Origin of the sequence: Limnothrix redekei LRLZ20PSL1 (assembly GCF_043235035.1) — a bacterium.
In the GTDB taxonomy this organism is placed as follows: domain Bacteria; phylum Cyanobacteriota; class Cyanobacteriia; order CACIAM-69d; family CACIAM-69d; genus CACIAM-69d.
The window spans coordinates 50,235-70,438 of record NZ_JAZAQF010000029.1 but is presented as its reverse complement, the minus strand read 5'-3'; the positions used below and the strand labels follow the sequence as shown (position 1 = coordinate 70,438).

The following is a 20,204-nucleotide window of genomic DNA, read 5'->3' as shown; positions in this document are numbered from 1 at the left end:
GTTGAGGTAGACACTTGACACCCTCCTCAGCTTAGGGGCATGAGGATTCCAACGATACACACAACCACCCCTGAGTTGCCACCTGCACCTTGAGCGACCGAGTAATTACCGAGTAATTACTGAGTGATCGCACAGGTTGGCCACCGGTCTTGATGGCGCGCTGAGGGAAATTGGACTCACTAATCCATTGTGCAACTTTTGCAACGTCCCAGCGCACGGGCCACCAAGCGCGGTTTGCGGTTTCACCTTAGCCCACCAACATCTGGGTTGAAGCGTTTGGAGCCGTTGTGCCCATGACGGGGGATTGGGGAACGGAACGATCGGCCAATGGGGAATTTTCAGAAACCTTCAGCAGCTTGGCTAATTCCTGGAGCTGCCCGATCGCCTCGGCACCTTCAATTTTCATGAGTTCGCGATCATCTCGCATCTCCGTCCAGGTAATTCCATAGTCGGACACCAGGAACCGGATCAGGTGATTATCGCCGAGACTAACCATAAACGATGCGCTGTTCATGCGATCGCCACAGGTATAGCACGAGGCCAAATAGCCCCGGCGTTCTAAAACATTGGCCAACGCTTGCAGGCTCATGACGAGATCCCTGACAAACTGGCGATGCTGCTCGGCAAGTCTGAGAAACACGGCTTACCCTCGATCTTCTGGTTTCATTGTAGAGGCTGATTACGATTTTTATAGTCTCTTAAGAATTTCAGCAAGCAATCAACGGATTGATTGGTTTCGCTGATTCGATTGATGTGGTGCTTGGGGCGATCGCTCGGAGCTGCCCCTTAACAATGGCAGGCGACAAAGGCCCTAATCTGCCCAATGCTGGGTTTGGGATGGTTATCCCTAGTGCAAGGGCAGCATCGGTGACCCGTAAACTGCTGGCAAGATCCCACTAATCTGTGTCACCAGTCCGTATGAAAGAACACAGTGCTTCGAGCGGTTTCGGGATCAAACTTTGGCCAGCATTGAGCAGATTTTCCTGAAGAATTGCTGAAGAAACGCTCATCAATTCCAGAGGATTCCGGAACTTGGGCCCTTAGGAAGTGCCCCTGAAAACCCTGATCCAAACTCTTGTCTATGCTGTTCGGATTGTTACATTGACCGTCCCCGGGAAATGGATTATGGGGATGGCAGGTCAGGGGGTGAATAGCGGTTGATGCGGGACTAATGGGGGGTTCCTTCGCAACGGATTGGCGCGGATCTTGGCACGGATGTTTTGAGCCAAGGAAGCGCTCAAAGTCCGACATGATGGGGACTATTGCGATCTTCCCATGGTTTGATTCGGATCCGGGGAGATAGGAACAACCGTTGAGAATTCTTAGGATTCGATCGCAACAGGTCACAGGGGGCCGGCTGCCCAATTGAGCGGAGCAGACGTTTTCCAAAGACTTCCCAAGGGTATCAATTATGGCGCGATGATGGCGCGATTCTTGGGCGATCGCCCCCACTGATTTTAGTTAACCTGCCACCAGCCAAAGGCCGGCCCCACGAATCGAATGGTGAGCCAAGCGGCCAACAGCGTACCGATCCCAATCCAAGCCCCGCGACTGGTGATCTTCACGAACCGATCGGCTTGCTGTTTGGTAATTGGCACGTTGGGCAAAATCGTTTCTTGAGCTTTGCCGTAGTCGTCCCCAAGGAGGGATTTGCGGCGTTTGGATTCACCCATTGTTCATCTCCACCCAGTTTTTTTGTAGATAAAGGATATCTGTTAATTAACCCTGAAACGATCGCGAAATGGTTGGGCTGGTAGTTCGATTGGGGAGCAGAGCGATCAAAAATTCGCCCGATCGCCCCCGAGGGAAATGAGCTTAGACGAACATTTCGCAAGAATTCTTCAACTTTGGATTCAGATTTCTAGCCCGTCAGGGCTGCCCTGGAAATTTAAAGCCAACGGGGTTCGAGGTCGTTCATCCGCTCCACGGGATCCAAGGCCGCCAACACCTGGGAGCCATAGCTGCGGCGCACCACCCGGGTGTCCAGCAGGGCTAACAGCGGGGGCGCATTGGGATCAGGGGTCGATCGCTCCCGTAACGGCGCGATCGACCGTTGCAGATCACTAAGGGCCGAGGGCAACAGATACCAGCGAAACCAGTCCCGACGCTGGCGCTTGTAGGCGCTGACCCGGGCGGCCACCAGGGGATCTTCGAGGGAGGGAATGGGCAAGGCCGCAATCACCAGCAGGTGGGGAGCGGGCAGCCGATCGCTGTGGTTGCGCCAAAAGTCCCACCCGGTGACCAAAATGCCGTTGTCATCGGGGGCGGTGCGTTCCAGTTGGACGCGGGAGCCAAATTCCGCCGCCAGTTGAGCCGCCAGCCGGCCCTTGAGGGGCACGTCTCCCACCAACACCACGGTGAAGCCGGTGGGCCCTTGCCAAGCCAACAGGGCATAGAGCTGCTGAATGAGGGCGGCCTGAAATTGCGGGGTGTTGGGGAGGGGCAACTGCTCGGGCAAATAGAAGCCGATCGCCTCTTGATGTCGATCGGGCGTGAATTTCAAGCAGGTCAGCCGCTGCTCATCGCCGTTGTCCAGCCCCAACCGCGCTTGATATAAGGGAGCTTCCACTTCCAAATCCAGGAAGCTGCCAATCAGGGCGATCGGCTGAGCTTGCCAGAGGGGGCGCAAGATTTCGGCCACATCGATCGGTTGGCATTGCAGGCGAAACTGTCCCGTTTGGCGATCGGGCTGAGCCAGGATCGGCCATTGCTGGTCGCCGGCCCGGTGCAGCAGCGTTCGCCACAGGGGCGGCAGTTGGGCCGCCAATAATCGCAACGTTTGCAGCAAGGCCGCCGCTTCCGGTTCATCCAACAGCCAAGCGCCGTAGGGATTGGGGGGATGTTGTAGCAGTCCATGGGCGATCGCCACTTCCAGGTCATGGATGACCTGGGCGCGATCGGGGCAGGCCAAACGCCACCGATGCCAATCGGCCGGGCTAATGTCCAGTCGCAGGGTTTCTTGCGTCCAGCGCTCCAGATCATCGGCCCCATCAATCAGGGTGGGCAGACCGGCCAAGCGCGATCGCTGGCCCGACAGTTCCAGGCGATCGGTCAGCCATTGGCTGGGGGACAAAATCCAGAGACCCGGTTGATCGGCCCGCAAGGCGGCTGCCAGGGCCTGCGCGGCTTCTGGGGGTTGATCCACCAGGCAATGCACCGGAGGCAAGGGGCGATCGCTCTGGGCCAGCCACAACCGCAACCGAGCCAAGTCCACTTCTAAAAGCCGCTGTTGCACCGCCGGGGGAACCACCAACACCACCGCCTGCTCGCAGAGCAGGGCCGGAGCCAGATAGCTGAGGCGATGGCGGCCGGCGGCCACGGCCGTGCCCCCTTGGATCAGGGAACTGCGGCCCGATCGCAAGACCCGCGCCACCAACCGCGCCAGGGTTAGGTGATGAAGCCAGGGGCGATCGCCACAGGCCCGCAAAAACGCGCGTAACTGTTGGTGGACTTCAACTTCCAGCATTCTCAGCTCCCACGACCAAGGGCGGGCATCTTCACCCCCCTAGGATGCAACTAGGGGGGTAATCCACAGAATTTGATTGAGCTAGGCCTTTGATTGAGCTAGTAGTGCGTCAAGCTTATTTTGATAGGTCAAATCAAATGACTGTTGCCGTCACCAGCTTGTTAGGCAGCAAGGGGCTTAAGCCCCTTGTTACTACGACTGACTTCGCGACTTTGACCCAATCGATTAAACCTGTCACGCTACTAGGCCAACGAAGGCGACAAAAATGGGGCGATCGAACCGCCCCATGCTCAGTGTATTGAGTGTATCGAAACTTTCCTAAGCGCCTCGATTCAGGGCCGCTTCCACTTGCCGGAACTCAGTTTCCAAACGCTTTTGTAACTTTTCAGGCACGGGGCGGTTGGGATAGGCCGAATAGTGGGCCGCCAGCGAATTCAAAGCCGTGCGCATGGTGGTGTAGGAATTTAGCCCAGCCACGCGGGTATCCCGGCGGTAGTGGGAGGCATAGGAATTGATTTTGGCGCGAGCATCGGCTTGGGCTGCTCGTTTTGCGGGATCGCTATCGGCCATGGTGATGGCATTCCGCAGGCTGCCGACCAAGGCGAGGGTATCAGCTTGGTAGTTGCCGCTGATGCCGTTGGCCGAGTCACCCGCCGCACAGCCCGTCAGGCCGATTGACACCACCATCACCAGCGCCAGTAGCCCAGAGAGAAATCGCTTCATAAAACGTTAAAAACCTGCTAGTGCTTTTAATGCCAAGACTTTGAGCCACGGGCTGAATCGATGGTAGCCATTGCCACAGACCGAGCGCTTGACAAACTAAGCCCTATCCTACCGTGCTGGATGGCCAGCCCGATCGCCCCATCGAGGTGATCGCCCCGGAGGGCCAAGGGTGGGCAGCGAATCAACCGTGTACAATTTGGAGTCACCCGTGGCCTGTTTTCCGCCACTCGGGAAGGACATCGGCTGTCCTGGGCTGATGACCAACTCCGAATATGGATCTGGCGCAATGGATCTGGTGGTGGATGGGGCTGTTGGGGGTTCTTTGGGTTTCTTTGTTGGAGGAGTCAGCCGTGGTTCAAGCGCTTCCGTCTTCGGTTCGATCGGCCACCCCTTGGCAGCCGTCTGCTGTGTCTGAGGGTCTCACGGGTGCGGTGCTCGGCCAGTGGTTAGATCAATTGGCCGATCGAGTCATCGCAGGCGAGGCGATCGATCGAGCCACGGCCCTGATCCTGACCCAACTTGATGATCAGGCAGATATTTTGGCCCTTTGTGCCGCCGCCGATCGCGTGCGCCAAGCCCGTTGCGGCAACGTGGTTGACCTGTGCAGCATCGGCAACGTGAAATCCGGCTCCTGCTCGGAAAATTGCTCCTTCTGTGCCCAGTCGGCTCACCACCCCGGTCAGGATTCCCCGATCTATGGTTTGCGGACTCCCGAGGAAATTTTGGCCCAAGCCAAGGCCGCCGAAGCCGCCGGAGCCAAGCGCTTTTGTCTGGTGAGCCAAGGGCGCGGCCCCAAGTATGGCGGTCGCCAAGAAAGCGAATTTGAACAAATTTTGGAAACGGTGCGGCAAATTATTGCTGAAACCAACATCAAGCCCTGCTGCGCCTTGGGCGAAGTGAATGCGGATCAGGCCCAAGCCCTCAAGGAAGCGGGCGTGACGCGCTACAACCACAACCTGGAAGCGTCGGAGGCCTTTTTCCCGAACGTGGCCACCACCCATAGCTGGCAAGACCGCGTTGCCACCATCAAAACCCTGAAGGCGGCGGGCATCCAAGCCTGCACCGGGGGCATTTTGGGCATGGGCGAAACCTGGGCAGACCGGGTGGATTTGGCCCTGGCGCTGCGGGATTTGGAGGTGGAATCGATTCCGCTAAACCTGTTGAACCCCCGAGCTGGCACGCCCATGGGCGATCGCCCCAAGCTGGATCCCTACGAAGCGGCCAAGGCGATCGCCATTTTCCGGATGATTTTGCCCGATCGAATCCTGCGCTATGCGGGTGGCCGAGAAGTGGTGATGGGTGAGCTGCAAGCCCTGGGTCTGAAAGCCGGGTTAAACGCCATGTTGATTGGCCATTACCTGACCACCATGGGCCAACCCCCCGAGAAGGATCATGAAATGTTGGCGGAATTGGGCCTGGTGGGTGGCGAAGCGCCCGTCGTTGGCGCAACGGCCGCAACAATTTAAATGAACGATCGGGTTAAGTGAACGATCGGGAGTGCGATCGCCCGGATGGTGACCCCGGTGGTTGCGCTCCCTTGGGCATGCATGGGGCATTCATAGGGCGTTAATGGGGCGTTAATGGGGCGATCGTCATGCGCCTAGAAACCTTGCTGTGGGCGGCCATCGGGGTCTTACTCTCGATCGCCGCCTCCTTTGTGGAAGTCTTTGTGCCCACGGCCCCTTGGGATTGGCTCCAAGAGGGGGTGCGGGTGGTGTCTTTGGGCACGCGCTACCAAGTGGCGGCATTGTTGTTGGTGGCCTGCTTGGGCGGAGGGACGGCGGCGGCCCTCTCGCAAATTGCCTACCTGCTGTTGGGGTTGGCGGGGTTGCCCATCTTTGAAGGGGGCGGCGGTTGGCAATATATCCAAGAACCCAGCTTTGGCTATCTCTTGGGCTTTGTGCCGGCCGGCTGGCTCTGCGGGCGCTGGGCCTTTTTGGGGCCGCCCAAGGTGGAGCAGTTGGCGATCGGCTGTGCGATCGGGTTGGTGGTGCTCCATGGGGTGGGGCTGGTGTATGCCATGGCCTTGCGAGCCAACGAATTTGAGGCGATCGCCACCACCTACTCCCAAGCGGCCTTGCCGGGGCAACTGGTGGCCGCCTGCGCCGCCGCCACGATCGCTTCAGTTTTTCGACATCTCGTGTTCTACTGAAAGTTGGCGATCCTGCGGGAATCCCATCACCCCCAGAGAACCGCCACCGTTGAATTTTGTGGATAGTCCGGTGCCAGAGTCTCGATCCAAACCGATTCCCGCCTGGGCCAAATCCTGTGGCCGCCTGGTCTCCAAGAATGGCTGGTTTTGGGTGGTGGCCGTTGCCAGCGTCGGGGTCGATCGCATCACCAAAGCCTGGGTCGCCAGCACCTTCGCCCTCACGATTCCGCCCCAGACCATCCCGCTGATCCCCGGTTGGTTTCACTTCACCTACGTGGTCAACTCCGGCGCGGCCTTCAGCCTGTTCCAGGGCAGCGGCTGGCTGCGGTGGCTCTCGTTGGCGGTCAGTGCGGCCCTAATGGCCCTGGCCCTGGGTAGCCCGCGCATGAACCGCTGGGAACAGTGGGGCTATGGGTTCGTACTGGGGGGTGCGTTGGGCAACGGGATCGATCGCTTTGCCCTGGGCCATGTGATTGATTTTCTGGATTTCCGGCTGATTCGGTTCCCGGTGTTTAACCTGGCGGATGTGTCGATCAATGTGGGCATCATTTGTCTGTTGATTGCCATGTTGCAACGACCCGATCGCCCCAACACCGCCGACTAAGGAACTGGCCAATGGCCTCCCCTATCAGTCTTTGCGGGGACAGATCATGGCCCCAGGGCGGCGCTTGGGCCGCTGATTGGGTCACCGTGCCCCGTCGCCGCGCCGCTGACCGTTCCTCGGTCTGTTTTTTAATCGCTCTCAGGATCTTTCATTTAGGCTCAGGCCCATGCTCAAGGCATTCCAGACCCTCCAAACCCTTTTTCAAACCCTGTCCCATTGGTTGTTTCGAGCATCCTCCCTGCGCTTTTGGGCCGGAGTCGGAGCCTTAGCCCTGTCCACCACCGTCTTCTTGGTGGCTTGCCAGCCGATCGCCCTGTCCGCTGGGGGCAATGTGGATGCGGACTTTGAAGCCAAAGTGCTGGACGTGATCCGCAAAAATCCGAAAGTGATTTTGGAATCCGTGGCGGACTATAATCAACAGCAGTCCCAAAAGCAGCGGGAATTGCGGCAAAACTTCGCCCGCGATGCCAAATCCGATCCGAAAAAGGTGATTGGTAACTCTCCCACCCTTGGCAAGGGACGAGTGCTGTTAGTGGAGTTTTCCGATTTTCAATGTCCCTACTGCGGTCGGGCCTTGGCTCCCCTGAAGCAGTTCATGGAGGACTATCAAGATCGGGTGATTCTGACCTTTAAGCATTTCCCCCTCACCAGCATCCATCCCCAGGCGGTTCCCGCCGCCCAGGCCGCTTGGGCTGCCCAGCAACAGGGCAAGTTCTGGGAATATCACGATGAACTGTTTGCCAACCAATCGCGTTTGGCCGATGGCTTGTATGGGGAATTGGCTAAGAAGTTGGGATTGGATTTGAACCGATTTGAGCGCGATCGCAACAGCGAGGCGGCCAAAAAAGCCGTGACCGCCGATGCTGAGTTGGCAGAAAGCTTGGGTTTGGAAGGTACTCCCACCTTTTTGATGGCCGGTGAACCGGTGCAGGGTGCGCCCAGTCCTGAGGCGTTCAAGGCCGCCTTTGAGCGGGCCAGCAAGTAAATGAGGCCGTGGGAACTGGGGGGCGCTTCCCGGCTGATGGTGGGGGCGATCGCGCCGTTGCTGTGGGCGGGGGTGGCGATCGCCCAGCCGGCCCCTAGTTCCTCGGAATTACGGTTGGTTTATCCGCCGGAGGGTCATCAAACCGCGAGTGATCGAATTTTTTTCCTAGGCACTGCGCCGCCTTCTGGCTCGGTCACGATCAATGGCCAAGGGGTGAATCGCAGTGCCTTTGGGCATTTTGCCCCCAGTTTTCCGCTGCAACTGGGCCCCAACCGGTTTGAAATCCGCTGGGGCGATCGCACGGAAATTCGCACAATCACCCGCATTTCCAATCAGTCGTTGTTGAGCACACCCCTGGCCACCCTGGAGCCGACGGCCGATTGGGGCTGGCCGATCGGGGAGCCAATTTGCCTGCGTGTGACGGGGCGGCCCAACTTGACCATTGATGCGCGGGTGGCGGAACGGACGTTTCCGATGTTGCCCCGATCGGGTGGATCGCCCTTGCCCAACGCCTCCGTCTTGACGGGTAGCGATCCCCCGCCGCCATCGTTGACCACCTATGAGGGCTGCTTCACGCCCGATCGCCCTGATGATTGGGGTCAGGTGCGGTTTTACATCGACGGCGAAATGCCCATGACCCCTCGCGGTCGGATCACCGTTTGGCCGCGCGATCGACGCGATCGGGCCCGGGTGACGGTTCCTTGGGGGGTGGCGCGCACGGGCCCGAGCACCAACCACAGCCGCCTCACCCCCTTGCCCCAAGGCAGCCAAGCCACCATCACCGGCCGCCAGGGCGATTGGTTGCGCCTTGGCTATGAGGCTTGGATCCAGGCCAGCGAAGTGGCGATCGAACCCAGCTCCACCCCCCTGCAAGCGGTGGTGCAAGGGATTCGGGCCCAAAATCAGGGAACGGCCGTGGAAGTGCAGTTTCCCCTCAGCGAGCCGGTGCCCGTGGAAGTGCGCCAAGAGAATCAGGACTTGGTGCTGACGCTGCATCAGGCGATCGCCCAAACCGATACCGTCTTTTTGCAGCGTAATCCAGCGATCCGTCAGCTCACCTGGCAGGTGTTGCCGGGAAATCGGCTGGAATATCGGGCCCGGCTCGCCACTGCCCAGGCCTGGGGCTGGACTCTCCGCTACGAAGGCAATGTGCTCCATTGGCGAATTAAGCATCCGCCCGTGCGATCGGGCCCCTTGCCCCTGTCCGGCGTGACGGTACTGCTCGATCCGGGCCATGGCGGCGCGGAACCAGGAGCCGTCAACGCAGCAGGCATTCCTGAAAAGACCCCCAACCTGCAAACCAGCCTGAAACTGCAAGCAGCCCTGGAGCGGCGTGGGGCGCGGGTGGTGCTGACCCGATCGACCGATCAAGACTTGCCCATTCCCGATCGCCTGGCCCAGATTGCCGAATTGGAACCGACGATCGCCCTCTCGGTGCATTACAACGCCTTGCCCGACGATGGCAACGCTGAAACCACCCAGGGAATCGGCATGTTTTGGTATCACGCCCAATCTCAAGACCTGGCGCAGTTTTTGCATGACGAGCTGACTCGACGGCTCGATCGCCCGTCCTATGGCGTGTTTTGGGGCAACTTGGCCCTGGCTCGCCCCACGATCGCCCCCTCCGTCCTGATGGAGTTGGGCTTTATGAGCCACCCCACCGAATCTGAGTGGATCACCAATCCGGCCGAGCAGGATCGGTGGGCGGAGGCGATCGCCGCAAGCTTAGAAACCTGGTTCGATCGCCTCGCACCGAACTGAGCGAACAACCAACTCGTCATCCATCCGCCCATCGTCCAGGGCGATCGCACCGTCATCTATCTCCACAGGCTAGGCGGGTGCGATCATCCTTGGGGTCTTGACGATGGTTGGGGAATTGTTCAAGCTGTTGAGTAAGTAAGTGCTTACTTTTTATGCCCCGTCCACCGAAAATCACCAACGAAGCTATCTTGACCGCCGCTCGTCAGGTGTTTTTGGAGCAAGGTCTCAAGGCTTCAACGGTGGAAATTGCCCGGCGTGCTGGCATTTCGGAAGCCTCGGTGTTTAAGCGGTTTCCTACCAAGCAAGCCCTGTTTTTAGCCGCCATGGGGGTGACGGAAACGCCCGACTGGGTGAAGCGCCTGCACGATCGCCAGCCCACCGCCAACATCAAAGCCGAGTTGACGGACATCTGTGGCGAAATGTTGGCGTTCTATCAAGAAGGGTTGCCACGGGTGTTCATGATGATGGCGCAAAAAAAAATGTCCCATCCGCCGCACTCCCCCCACTTGCCGCCGCCTCCGGTGCGCGATAGCCGTTTGTTGGCCCTGTTTCTGGAACGGGCTGTGGCGGGGGGCTGGTTGCGGGCGATCGACTCGATGGCGCTGGCTCACCTGCTCGTGGGCAGCATCATCAATTACGTGATTGCCCATGAACTACCCCCGATGGCTCAGTCGATGCCCCAGATGCCACCGTTCACGCAACGGCCCGAAGCGATCCAACCCGAGTCCCAACAGCCCGAGGTGAAACCAGAAAGCTGGATTGAACCATCGCAGTTTGTGGCCAGTCTAATCAGTATCCTTTGGGCGGGCATCGCACCGGAGAACCCACCAGCGGACTAAACCCAGAACAGCGATCGCACTTGCAGCCCCCGATCGTCACCCAACCTTGGGCAATGGATTGAGCATTTTCAAGGCAATTTTTTTTGCTCAATTAATAAGTAAGTACTAACTTTTGATGAAATTCATTCCCCGACCAACCGCTCAAAACGCTTTGCGATCGCGCTTAATCGCAAGGCGATCGCTCAAGGATCCCGCCACGATCGCTCCGTCCACTTTTTGACAATTCAAGGCCGTGATTGAGGCCGCCCCTCAGACAGTCCCCCAGCGTTTATCTGGAGAACCCGATTGTGTCAAACGTTTTATCCAATCTCCGTTCTAGACTTTCTCGGCTATCCGGCGCTGCCAACCTCCTTGGCAACCGGTCCACTGCCACGCCTCGGCCCTCCGATCGCGGGCGCTGGCTCAAGTGGGGGCTGCCGATCGTGCCGCTGCTGCTGTTTAGTGGGGGGAATGTGGCGGCTCAACTGACGGGGGGTGCGCGCTCAACCACGGTGATGTTGACGCAGCCGGTGCGCCGACAAACCGTGACCGTGACGATCGCCGCCAATGGGACGATCGCGGCGGAGCGATCGATTAACCTCGGCCCCAAAACGGCGGGCATTGTCAAAGCGCTGCTCGTGAAGGAGGGCGATCGGGTGCGCCAGGGCCAAGTGATCGCCTTCATGGACGATGCAGATCTACAAGGCCAGCTCATGCAGCGCCAGGGCCAGCTCGCCCAGCAGCAGGCGAACTTGGCGCGGTTGATGGCGGGCAATCGCCCCCAAGACATTGCCCAAGCGGAGGCCCAACTGGCAGAGCGCCAGGCTCAGTTGCAAATGTTGCGATCGGGGAATCGCCCCCAGGAAATTGCCCAGGCGGTGGCGCGATCGCAGCAAGCCCAAGCCACTCTCAAGCAACGCGAGTCGGACTACCAGCGCTATCAGGAACTCTTTCAGGACGGGGCAATTTCGGCTCAGACCCTCGACCAAAAACGCACCGACTATGAGGTGGCACAACGACAGGCGATCGAGGCGGCCCAAGCCTTGGCGCTCCAGCAGGCCGGCAATCGCCAAGAGGATATCGCCCAGGCGATCGCCCGTGTGCGTCAACAGCAAGAAGCGCTGGCCCTTTTGAAAGCGGGTAGTCGTGTGGAGGATGTTGCCCAAGCCAAGGCCCAAGTGCAGTCGGCGCGCGGCGATTTGCGATCGATTCAAACCCAACTGCAAGACACCAAAATCACTGCTCCGTTTGATGGAATTGTGATTAAGAAATATGCCGATGTGGGTTCATTCGTTAGCCCATCGGTCGCGGGCGGTAGTGAATCGGCATCTTCTTCTTCAATTTTGATTTTGGCGAGCGATCGCCAAGAAGTGGTGGTGAATTTAGCGGAGGCGCAAATTCGGAATATTCGCCTCAATCAGCCCGTGAGCATTCGAGTAGATGCCTTTCCCGATCGGCAATTTCGGGGTCGTGTTGCCCGAATTGCACCAAAGGCAACGGTTTCGCAAAATGTGACGAGCTTTGAAGTTTACATTGCGATCGATGATGCCCGATCGAACCAGTTAAAAGCAGGCATGAATGTCGAAGCGGAGTTTGAAATTGGGCAACTTGCCAGTGCGTTGCTCGTGCCCAATGCGGCTGTGGTGCGCCGCGCAGAGGGTGAAGGTGTCTATATTTTAGGAGCCGATCGTAATCCGGTTTTTCGCAAGATTGAAACGGGTTTGACGGTCGAAGGCTCCACTGAAGTGAAGACCGGGTTACAGGGCAATGAGCAAGTTTTAGTCAGCCCGCCCAGCAATTTAGATTCTGGCTCAAAAGGCTTCAGTATTCTGCCCAAAGCGCCACCGCCTCCCTAGGATCTTTGGCTGTAATTTTGGCTGCTGAAATTCGGCCAGTCTGAACCAACCGATAGCGACTGATCCTATCCAATTGCGGGTGAATGTTGCCATGACCCAAGCAACGCCTAATCGCGTAACAATTTCGGCGATCGACATTATGGAAATGGCGATCGAATCCCTCTGGAATAACAAGCTCCGCAGCGCCTTGACGATGTTGGGGGTGATTATTGGGATTTCATCAGTGATTTCGATTACCTCGATCGGGCAAGGTGTACAAAAGTCCACGGAAGACAGCATTCGCAGCCTCGGCACCGATGTGTTGCAAGTGATGTCTGGTTCGGCGAAAAGTGGCGGCGTGGTGCAAGCCATGGGATCGGTGAGCACCCTCACTTGGGAAGATGCCAAGGCGATCGCCAAACAAGCGCCCTCAGCCACCGTCGTTGCAGCCTATTTACAACGGCCCGTGCAGGTGGTTTACAACCAGACCAACACCTCCACCACGGCCTATGGCGCGGATTTGAGCTTTCCGGATGCGCGCAATACCTATCCGCAAGTGGGACGTTTTTTCCGTCAATCGGAACTCGATGAAACAGCCTCGGTGGTAGTGATTGGCCCCACGGTGCAGCGGAGTTTGTTTCCAGCGGATATCGATCCCATTGGCCAAAAAATTCGCATTCGCGGTGAACTATATAAAGTGATCGGTGTGATGGAAGCTAAGGGTTCCCAGGGACCACAGGATCGCGATGATGCGGTTTATATTCCTCTGACCACCATGTCAGCCCGCACGATCGGGAAGAATGCGCTCACAGGCATTTCTGTGAATGGCATTTTTATTAAAAGTCAGCATGAATCGCAGTTAGAAACCCTGAGATTTCAAGTCACCAATATTTTGCGATTGCGCCACAAAATCATGTCGCCCGCCGATGATGATTTTCGCGTCACCAACCAGGCCGATATCCTCAAAACCTTGACCACCATTTTGGGATTACTCACCACCACCATTGTGGCCGTTGCGGCGATTTCTTTGGTGGTAGGTGGCATCGGCATCGCCAATATTATGTTGGTTTCAGTAGTAGAACGAACCCGCGAAATTGGCGTTCGCAAAGCGATTGGGGCAACCGATCGCGCCATTCTCAGTCAGTTTTTAGTCGAATCCGTCACCATTTCTGTCCTAGGCGGCACGATCGGCATTGTGTTGGGCATTGGTGTCACCGTGGTGGCGGCTACGGCTTTTCAATTTGCCTTGGTGATTTCGGGGGGTGCTGTGGTGATCGGGTTTGGGCTGTCCACGCTGGTGGGCTTGGCTGCGGGGGTGATTCCTGCTCGTAATGCGGCCCGCCTCGACCCAATTACCGCCCTCCGCAGCGAGTGAGGTCAAACCACATGATTACTCTTCAAAACATCACCAAAACCTATCAACTGGGTGAAACCAACGTGCCTATTTTGAAGGGCATTGATTTGGATATTCCCGCCAATGACTACTTAGCGATCGTGGGGAGTTCGGGTTCGGGTAAATCAACCCTGATGAATATTATTGGTTGCCTCGATCGCCCCACTGAAGGAACCTACACCTTCGAAAATCGCAACTTAACTGCGCTGAATTCGACAGAATTAGCCTACATTCGCAATCAACGCATTGGCTTTGTTTTTCAGCAATTTAATTTGTTGCCCCGTGCCACAGCCCTGGAAAATGTGATGCTGCCGGCCGTCTATGCTGGCCTTCCCAAAGCCGATCGCCGGGCCCGTGCCGAAGCCGCCTTGGTGAGTGTGGGGCTGGGCGATCGACTCCATAATCGGCCCAATCAACTGTCGGGGGGGCAACAACAACGGGTGGCGATCGCCCGAGCGTTGATCAATCAGCCATCTCTACTGTTAGCCGACGAGCCAACCGGTGCCCTGGACAGCCAAACCACCCAAGAGGTGATGAATTTATTTGACCAATTACATCAGCAACAAATTGCTATTGTGCTGATTACCCACGATTTAGCGATCGCCGATCGCACCCAGCGCAAAATTCAAATTCGAGACGGACTAATCGTGGACTAGGTGATAGCCAGTTTGAGTAAATTCAACGGTTGCCAAATCGGATTGACCCTCTTCGCATGGAAATAATTACAACCCGATTAATCCGTTCGTAGGGCAATGTGGGGCAACTGTTGAATGGTGCGTTGAAACGAGCTGAGATCGCCCAACCCCTGCGACAAAATCAGCGCTCCTTGAATCGCAATCACTACATCTTCACCCCGCTGCCGGGCGATCACCGTTTCCATCCCCTCATCGACCAAAACGCGGGCGATCGCATCGATCCACATTTGCAATAATCCGCGCACGCGATCGTGAAACAAATCGCGTGCCGAACCCAACAGCAAAATCGCAAACAGGCATGGCTGTTGACCGCCCCCGTACATTTCGCTGAGGCGATCGCCCATGGCCTGCAACCGACTGAGCGCATCGCCCGGGCCCGCCAGCAGTTGCAATACATGGCGATCGAACCAGGATTCGATCGATTTCAGCACGGTTTCCACCATTTCCTCCTTACCGCCGGGGAAATGGTGATAGAGGCTGGCCTTGCCGAGTCCCGTGGCTTCCGAGATTTTGGCCAGGGTTGCGCCATCGTAGCCATATTGCCGAAAGAGCTGAAACAGGCAGGGGATATAGGTTTCCTTGGGCATGACAGGGATGGTGCTGGGAACGTGGCTGGTGATGGAAGGGGGCGATTTTGTTAAGCCGATTGACATCATACCGAACGCTCGGTACAGTTAATTTAGACCGAACGACCGGTACAGTTTTTTTCTGCCGTCAAGACCCACGCGATCGCAACGGCTTGCCTAGCACGATCAATTGCCCTCAGTCCCCGATCGCTTCAGCCACTGATCCTCCAAACGCTTCATCCAACGCCATCCCATCTCCAACGGAGCCAAAATCCATGATTCAGCTATATGGTCACGAACTGTCTGGCAACAGCTATAAGGTCAAACTGTTGCTGTCCCTGTTGGGGTTGAAATTCGAGTGGATTAAGGTCGATTTGCTCCAAGGCGAGCACAAACAGCCGCCGTTTTTGGCGCTGAATCCCTTTGGGCAAGTGCCGACCTTGGTCGATGGCGCAACGGTTTTGTCCGATGCCCAGGCGATTTTGACCTATTTGGCGCGGCAGTATGGGGGCGATCGCTGGTTGCCGCTGGAGCCGGTGGCCCTGGCGCAGGTGGTGCGTTGGCTGTCTACCACAGCGGGCGAGGTGCGCCAAGGGCCCGAGTCAGCGCGGCTCTACCATTTGTTTAATGCCAAAACGATCGACCTCGATCGCGCCAACCAAAAAGCTGAATTCATCCTGAGCCAACTCGATCGCCACCTGAGCGATCGCCAGTGGTTGGAGTTCGATCGCCCCACGATCGCCGATGTGGCCGTGTTTCCCTATGTGGCATTGGCTCCCGATGGCCAGATTGACCTCGCCCCCTATCCCCACGTGCTGGCTTGGATCGATCGGGTCAAGCAATTGCCCGGCTTTGTGGGCATGCGTAGCATTGAAGCCTTGGCCCACGCCTAAAATCACCCCCTCGATCGCCCATTAGGAGATCGGTCTATGCCTCGCAAATTTGGTGAAATCGCCTTCACGCCGGAAGTCCAAGCAGCCCAGACCGATCGCGGCTCCCGGGAAACCTACGAACGCTACATTGCCAACGGGCCCGATAACGATTCGATCGCCCCCCAATTGGCTAACTTCATCGCCAGCCTTGAGGGATTCTATTTAGGAACCGTTGGCTCCAATGGCTATCCCTACATCCAATTTCGAGGCGGGCCACCGGGTTTTCTCAAAGTATTAGACGAGAAAACCCTCGGGTTCGCAGACTTTGCGGGCAATGTGCAATACATCACCGTGGGCAACCTCAGCAGCAATGCTAAAGCCTTCCTGTTTTTAATGGATTATCGCCATCGAAAACGGGTAAAAATTTGGGGGCAAGCGGAGTTTGTCGAGGGAGATTCGCCTTGGATTGAACAGCTCCAAATTCCTGGCTATCCTGCCAAAATTGAGCGGGCAATTTTGTTTCACGTAGAAGCCCATAGCGAGAACTGCCCGCAACATATTCCGATCCGCTATTCCGAAGCAGAAGTGGAATCTATGTTGGCTCCCCTGCGCGATCGCATTGCCGAATTAGAACAACAGTTGGGGCAATCCCCATCCCCATTACCATAGGGTCTGTTGTCATTTCCTGGAATCATGCGAAAACGGTTGATTTTCTATGCCCCGGTCGTCGTAACAAGGGGCTGAGGTTCCTTGTCCCCCACAATCCGCTAACGTCGATTAGGGGCAGAATCCCCACGCCTTCAGGCTGGGGAGGATGTCAAAACCAGCCTCAGGATTGGGCCTCCTGTCAAGGCCACAACACAAGCTTCAACACAACACAAGCTTCAACAATAGAGGCGGTATGCTGAATTGCGGGCAGAGAAGCCGTTTCTAAGCCCTAGTAGCGCGACAGGCTTATTCTGATCGGTCAACTCGACTGTTACCGTTACCTGATCGTGAGGCAACAAGGGGCTTAAGCCCTTTGTTACTGTGATTGACTCCGCAACTTCGACCCAATGAATTAAGGCAGCCGCGCTACTAGAGCCAGTTTCAGTATTTCGGACTCGGCCGCTGGTGATTCGGTCATTCATATGAATTTTTTTCAGGAATTTTCGCTGCTGCTGCGGGCCCGTTATCCGCTGATTTATATCCCCACCGCCGAAGAGGAGCGGGTGGAAAAGGCGATCGCCCAATGTGCCCAAAGCCAAGGCAATCGCGGGGTTTATGTTTGGGATTTTGTGGAAGGCTACAGCGGCAGTCCCAACGATTTAGGAGCAGCTAAGCGCAATCCGCTGCAAGCGCTGGAATTTTTAGAGAAATTCCCCGATTCAGCGGCGGGGGTCTTTATTTTGCGAGATTTTCATCGATTTTTGGATGATATTGCGATCGCCCGCAAATTGCGTAACTTGGCGCGATCGCTCAAGGCCCAACCCAAAAATATTGTGCTCCTTTCCCCGCAGGTACAAATTCCCGAAGACCTCAGCGAAGTGCTGACGGTGTTGGAATTTCCCCTGCCCGCCGCCGATGAACTGCGCCAGGAGGTGCAACGGATAGCGACCGCCACGGGCCAAACCTTGGAAGGGCGAGACTTAGAAGACTTGGTGCGATCGAGCCAAGGCCTCTCGCTCGATCGGGTGCGGCGGGTGTTGGGCCGGGCGATCGCCCAAAACGGCAACCTCCCCCCCGAAACCATGGATCTGATCCTGGAAGAAAAGCGCCAATCGATCCGCCAAACCCAAATTTTGGACTTTTGCCCCGCCACGGAACAAATGTCCGACATTGGCGGGCTAGACAACCTGAAAGCCTGGCTGCTGCGGCGTGGGGGCGCATTTTCGGAGCGGGCCCGCCAATATGGCCTGCCCCATCCCCGGGGTCTGTTGTTGGTGGGGATTCAAGGCACTGGCAAATCCTTAACGGCCAAGGCGATCGCCCACCATTGGCACTTGCCCTTGCTGCGGTTGGATGTGGGACGTTTGTTTGGCGGCTTGGTGGGTGAGTCTGAATCCCGCACTCGCCAAACCATTCAGCTCGCGGAAGCCTTGGCCCCCTGCATTCTGTGGATCGATGAAATTGACAAGGCCTTTGCCGGATTGGGCAGCAAGGGCGACGGCGGCACAGCCTCGCGGGTTTTTGGCACGTTTGTCACCTGGATGGCGGAAAAGCAATCGCCGGTTTTTGTGGTGGCGACGGCGAACGATATCCAGTCCTTGCCGCCAGAACTGTTGCGAAAAGGGCGATTTGACGAAATCTTTTTTGTGGGATTGCCCAGCCAGCCGGAGCGCCGCGAAATTTTTGAGGTGCATTTAAGCCGACTGCGCCCCCACAATCTCAAGACCTACGACCTCGATCGCCTGGCCTATGAAACGCCGGACTTTTCCGGAGCCGAAATTGAACAGTCGATCGTGGAAGCAATGCACATTGGCTTCAGCGAAAACCGCGATTTCACCACCGATGACATCGTGGCCGCCGTTAGCCAAATTGTGCCCCTGGCTCGCACGGCCCGCGAGCAGATCGAAGCGCTTCAGCAATGGGCGGCTGCGGGCAAAGCGCGGTTAGCATCCCGATCGACCACCTTAGGCGGCTTGTCTTCCTTCTCGGGCTAATTCTGGATCGATCGAGCGGTCTGGATGGGCTGAACGTACTGAATTAGCCGAATTGGCTGAATTTTCGCCCTGAACAGAACGGGTTCTAGGGGAAAATACGGGCTGAATCGCAGGATATCCTGGCTAAATATCTGGCTAGATCGGCTGGCTAGATCTCTTGGCGAAATCTCTGGGCTAGATCGGCTGGCTAGATCGGCTGGCTAGATCTCTTGGCGAAGTCTCTGGGCTAGATCGGTTAGCGAAATATTTTGGACAGGTTGGTGGTTGATCCTCATCGGGAGTCGCAAACGATCGTGCGTTGGCTGTGGAAACTATTGCGCGGGCTGGTCAGCCTCATTAGTGGCATCGCGATCGCGATCGCCTTTTTGGCTGCCGGAGGGGTGATTGCCGTTCGCTACATCGTCACCCAAATTGCCACGGCCCCGCCCCGCCCCAGCTTTGCCAACGATCCCAAACCCGGCGCAGCGGTGACCCCGCCCCCACCGCCTAGCAGCGTGGTTGCCCCGGCCCCGTCCTTGCCGCCGCCGCCGCCCTTGCCGCCCGGTGCTTATCGGGCCCGGGTGACCCAACCGATCGGGCTGGTGTTGCGATCAGCTCCCAATCGATCGGGCGCAAGGCTGGGCAGTGTGGACTACAACGATCGGGTCATTGTCTTGGGAGACAGTCCCGATCGGCGTTGGCAGCGGGTGCGCCTGGGCGAAAGCGGCCCCGAGGGCTGGGTTCGCAGCGGCAACACCCGCCGACTGGATTAATGAGCTGAATTAAGGCGCTGAATTAAGGCACTGGATGAACCATCCCGATTCACCAGCCCAATCCACCCAGTTCTGGGCTGAATGAATTGGGCGAATGATGAATTGGGCAAAAACTCAAGCCGATCGTTGGGCGATCGCAATGCCCGGCGCGTAGGCTTCCAACACCCGAGCCGTGAGCGAGCAAGTCACCATCAAATAGTCACAGGCATGGCACTGGGTGCGAATCACGTTGCTCGTGCGAATTCGATGACGCTCTGCACGCGAACCACAGTTGGGGCAGTAAATCGTTTCTACGGTCAGCATTGTGGTCACCATCTGGCAAAAATTTGAGGAACTAAACCGAGGCATCGACGGGCTTGTCTAAACGGCGGATGGGCTGAAGGCGCGATCGCCCCCCCAAGGCAAGGAAGATTTGCGGCGGGAGCACCGAAGCCGGGCGATCGATCCTTCACATCCAGTGATAAAAAAACGCGATTGGAAACGAAAAACAACGAAAAACAACACAGATATGAGCCGAGTCATCCTGTTGACCAAGAAAACTCAAAAAACGACGGAATCCATTTGAGCGCGATATCCATTAGCCCAATTCAATTAGCCCAGTTCAAGCGGTAGAGGGCTGAAAGGGCTGTTCTCGAGCATTTCCGTCGTTTTCGACTCCTCACGACCTCGCAGATAGAACTGTCAATAACTTCAACAAATTCAGTGAATGGCCGGCGGCCAACCGACCACAAACCTCAGCGGAAGAATGCCTTAAAAAGCAATTTCAGAGGCGATGCAACTGGTTTTGAGAGCAGGAGATAAGGGTGATCAAAACCAATCATGGAATCGAGGGGTTAATTCATTCTCGTTATTAGCATTATGGAATAGCCGATCGGGGATCGGGGGAATTTAGCAACAATTCCTTTCAATTTAAAGACATCGGTTCCTCCGAATGACGCGA

19 protein-coding genes are annotated in these 20,204 nt (G+C 57.0%); 13 read left to right on the top strand and 6 right to left on the bottom strand.

Annotated elements, in window-relative coordinates:
* Positions 1 to 247: 247 nt before the first annotated feature.
* The 4 genes from VPK24_RS05995 to psb27 all read right to left on the bottom strand — a co-directional run bounded on the left by VPK24_RS05995 (position 248) and on the right by psb27 (position 4,189).
* Positions 248 to 640 (bottom strand): DUF1815 family protein, encoded by a 393-nt coding sequence (locus VPK24_RS05995; protein WP_099532372.1) that lies wholly within the window; start codon positions 638 to 640, stop codon positions 248 to 250.
* An 817-nt stretch (positions 641 to 1,457) separates the two neighbouring features.
* On the bottom strand, positions 1,458 to 1,673 hold the full coding sequence (locus VPK24_RS05990; RefSeq protein WP_099532373.1) for a DUF2839 domain-containing protein: 216 nt from the start codon (positions 1,671 to 1,673) through the stop codon (positions 1,458 to 1,460).
* A gap of 215 nt (positions 1,674 to 1,888) precedes the next feature.
* Complete coding sequence (locus VPK24_RS05985) at positions 1,889 to 3,466, bottom strand: ATP-dependent DNA helicase (RefSeq protein ID WP_393011294.1); 1,578 nt, start codon at positions 3,464 to 3,466, stop codon at positions 1,889 to 1,891.
* A gap of 318 nt (positions 3,467 to 3,784) precedes the next feature.
* Positions 3,785 to 4,189, bottom strand: coding sequence for a photosystem II protein Psb27 (psb27, locus tag VPK24_RS05980; protein ID WP_099532375.1), 405 nt, complete (start codon positions 4,187 to 4,189; stop codon positions 3,785 to 3,787).
* 350 nt (positions 4,190 to 4,539) lie between these two features.
* Between psb27 and bioB the strand changes: the two genes are divergently transcribed.
* From bioB to VPK24_RS05935, 9 genes are all read left to right on the top strand, one after another.
* Positions 4,540 to 5,655 (top strand): biotin synthase BioB, encoded by a 1,116-nt coding sequence (bioB, locus tag VPK24_RS05975; RefSeq protein ID WP_393011292.1) that lies wholly within the window; start codon positions 4,540 to 4,542, stop codon positions 5,653 to 5,655.
* Positions 5,656 to 5,783: 128 nt separating this feature from the next.
* Positions 5,784 to 6,341: a biotin transporter BioY gene (locus VPK24_RS05970; RefSeq protein WP_393011290.1), complete on the top strand. Its 558-nt coding sequence runs from the start codon at positions 5,784 to 5,786 to the stop codon at positions 6,339 to 6,341.
* A gap of 124 nt (positions 6,342 to 6,465) precedes the next feature.
* Positions 6,466 to 6,945: a signal peptidase II gene (lspA, locus tag VPK24_RS05965; protein WP_190353670.1), complete on the top strand. Its 480-nt coding sequence runs from the start codon at positions 6,466 to 6,468 to the stop codon at positions 6,943 to 6,945.
* Positions 6,946 to 7,111: 166 nt separating this feature from the next.
* Complete coding sequence (locus VPK24_RS05960; RefSeq protein WP_393011288.1) at positions 7,112 to 7,930, top strand: DsbA family protein; 819 nt, start codon at positions 7,112 to 7,114, stop codon at positions 7,928 to 7,930.
* Positions 7,931 to 9,691 carry an N-acetylmuramoyl-L-alanine amidase gene (locus VPK24_RS05955; RefSeq protein ID WP_393011286.1) on the top strand — a complete coding sequence of 587 codons (1,761 nt, stop codon included), beginning with the start codon at positions 7,931 to 7,933 and terminating at the stop codon, positions 9,689 to 9,691. It begins immediately after the preceding gene.
* A gap of 152 nt (positions 9,692 to 9,843) precedes the next feature.
* Positions 9,844 to 10,530: a TetR/AcrR family transcriptional regulator gene (locus VPK24_RS05950; RefSeq protein ID WP_393011284.1), complete on the top strand. Its 687-nt coding sequence runs from the start codon at positions 9,844 to 9,846 to the stop codon at positions 10,528 to 10,530.
* A gap of 287 nt (positions 10,531 to 10,817) precedes the next feature.
* Complete coding sequence (locus tag VPK24_RS05945) at positions 10,818 to 12,365, top strand: efflux RND transporter periplasmic adaptor subunit (RefSeq protein WP_393011282.1); 1,548 nt, start codon at positions 10,818 to 10,820, stop codon at positions 12,363 to 12,365.
* 91 nt (positions 12,366 to 12,456) lie between these two features.
* On the top strand, positions 12,457 to 13,719 hold the full coding sequence (locus VPK24_RS05940; RefSeq protein ID WP_393011280.1) for an ABC transporter permease: 1,263 nt from the start codon (positions 12,457 to 12,459) through the stop codon (positions 13,717 to 13,719).
* 11 nt (positions 13,720 to 13,730) lie between these two features.
* Positions 13,731 to 14,393, top strand: a complete 663-nt coding sequence (locus VPK24_RS05935) for an ABC transporter ATP-binding protein (RefSeq protein WP_393011278.1) — start codon at positions 13,731 to 13,733, stop codon at positions 14,391 to 14,393.
* 77 nt (positions 14,394 to 14,470) lie between these two features.
* On the opposite strand, the gene VPK24_RS05930 is transcribed toward VPK24_RS05935, so the two are convergent.
* Positions 14,471 to 15,019 carry a TetR/AcrR family transcriptional regulator gene (locus VPK24_RS05930; protein WP_393011387.1) on the bottom strand — a complete coding sequence of 183 codons (549 nt, stop codon included), beginning with the start codon at positions 15,017 to 15,019 and terminating at the stop codon, positions 14,471 to 14,473.
* Positions 15,020 to 15,273: 254 nt separating this feature from the next.
* Here VPK24_RS05930 and VPK24_RS05925 point away from each other — a divergent pair, with 254 nt between their 5' ends.
* From VPK24_RS05925 to VPK24_RS05910, 4 genes are all read left to right on the top strand, one after another.
* Positions 15,274 to 15,891: a glutathione S-transferase family protein gene (locus VPK24_RS05925; RefSeq protein WP_393011276.1), complete on the top strand. Its 618-nt coding sequence runs from the start codon at positions 15,274 to 15,276 to the stop codon at positions 15,889 to 15,891.
* Positions 15,892 to 15,927: 36 nt separating this feature from the next.
* Positions 15,928 to 16,539 (top strand): pyridoxamine 5'-phosphate oxidase family protein, encoded by a 612-nt coding sequence (locus VPK24_RS05920; protein ID WP_393011274.1) that lies wholly within the window; start codon positions 15,928 to 15,930, stop codon positions 16,537 to 16,539.
* Positions 16,540 to 17,000: 461 nt separating this feature from the next.
* Positions 17,001 to 18,512 (top strand): AAA family ATPase, encoded by a 1,512-nt coding sequence (locus VPK24_RS05915; RefSeq protein WP_393011272.1) that lies wholly within the window; start codon positions 17,001 to 17,003, stop codon positions 18,510 to 18,512.
* Between the two features lie 260 nt (positions 18,513 to 18,772).
* A complete protein-coding gene (locus tag VPK24_RS05910; protein WP_393011270.1) occupies positions 18,773 to 19,264 on the top strand; it encodes an SH3 domain-containing protein in 492 nt (163 codons plus the stop codon).
* 114 nt (positions 19,265 to 19,378) lie between these two features.
* Here VPK24_RS05910 and VPK24_RS05905 read toward each other — a convergent pair whose 3' ends face one another.
* On the bottom strand, positions 19,379 to 19,579 hold the full coding sequence (locus VPK24_RS05905) for a replication restart DNA helicase PriA (RefSeq protein WP_234406970.1): 201 nt from the start codon (positions 19,577 to 19,579) through the stop codon (positions 19,379 to 19,381).
* Positions 19,580 to 20,204: the final 625 nt, after the last annotated feature.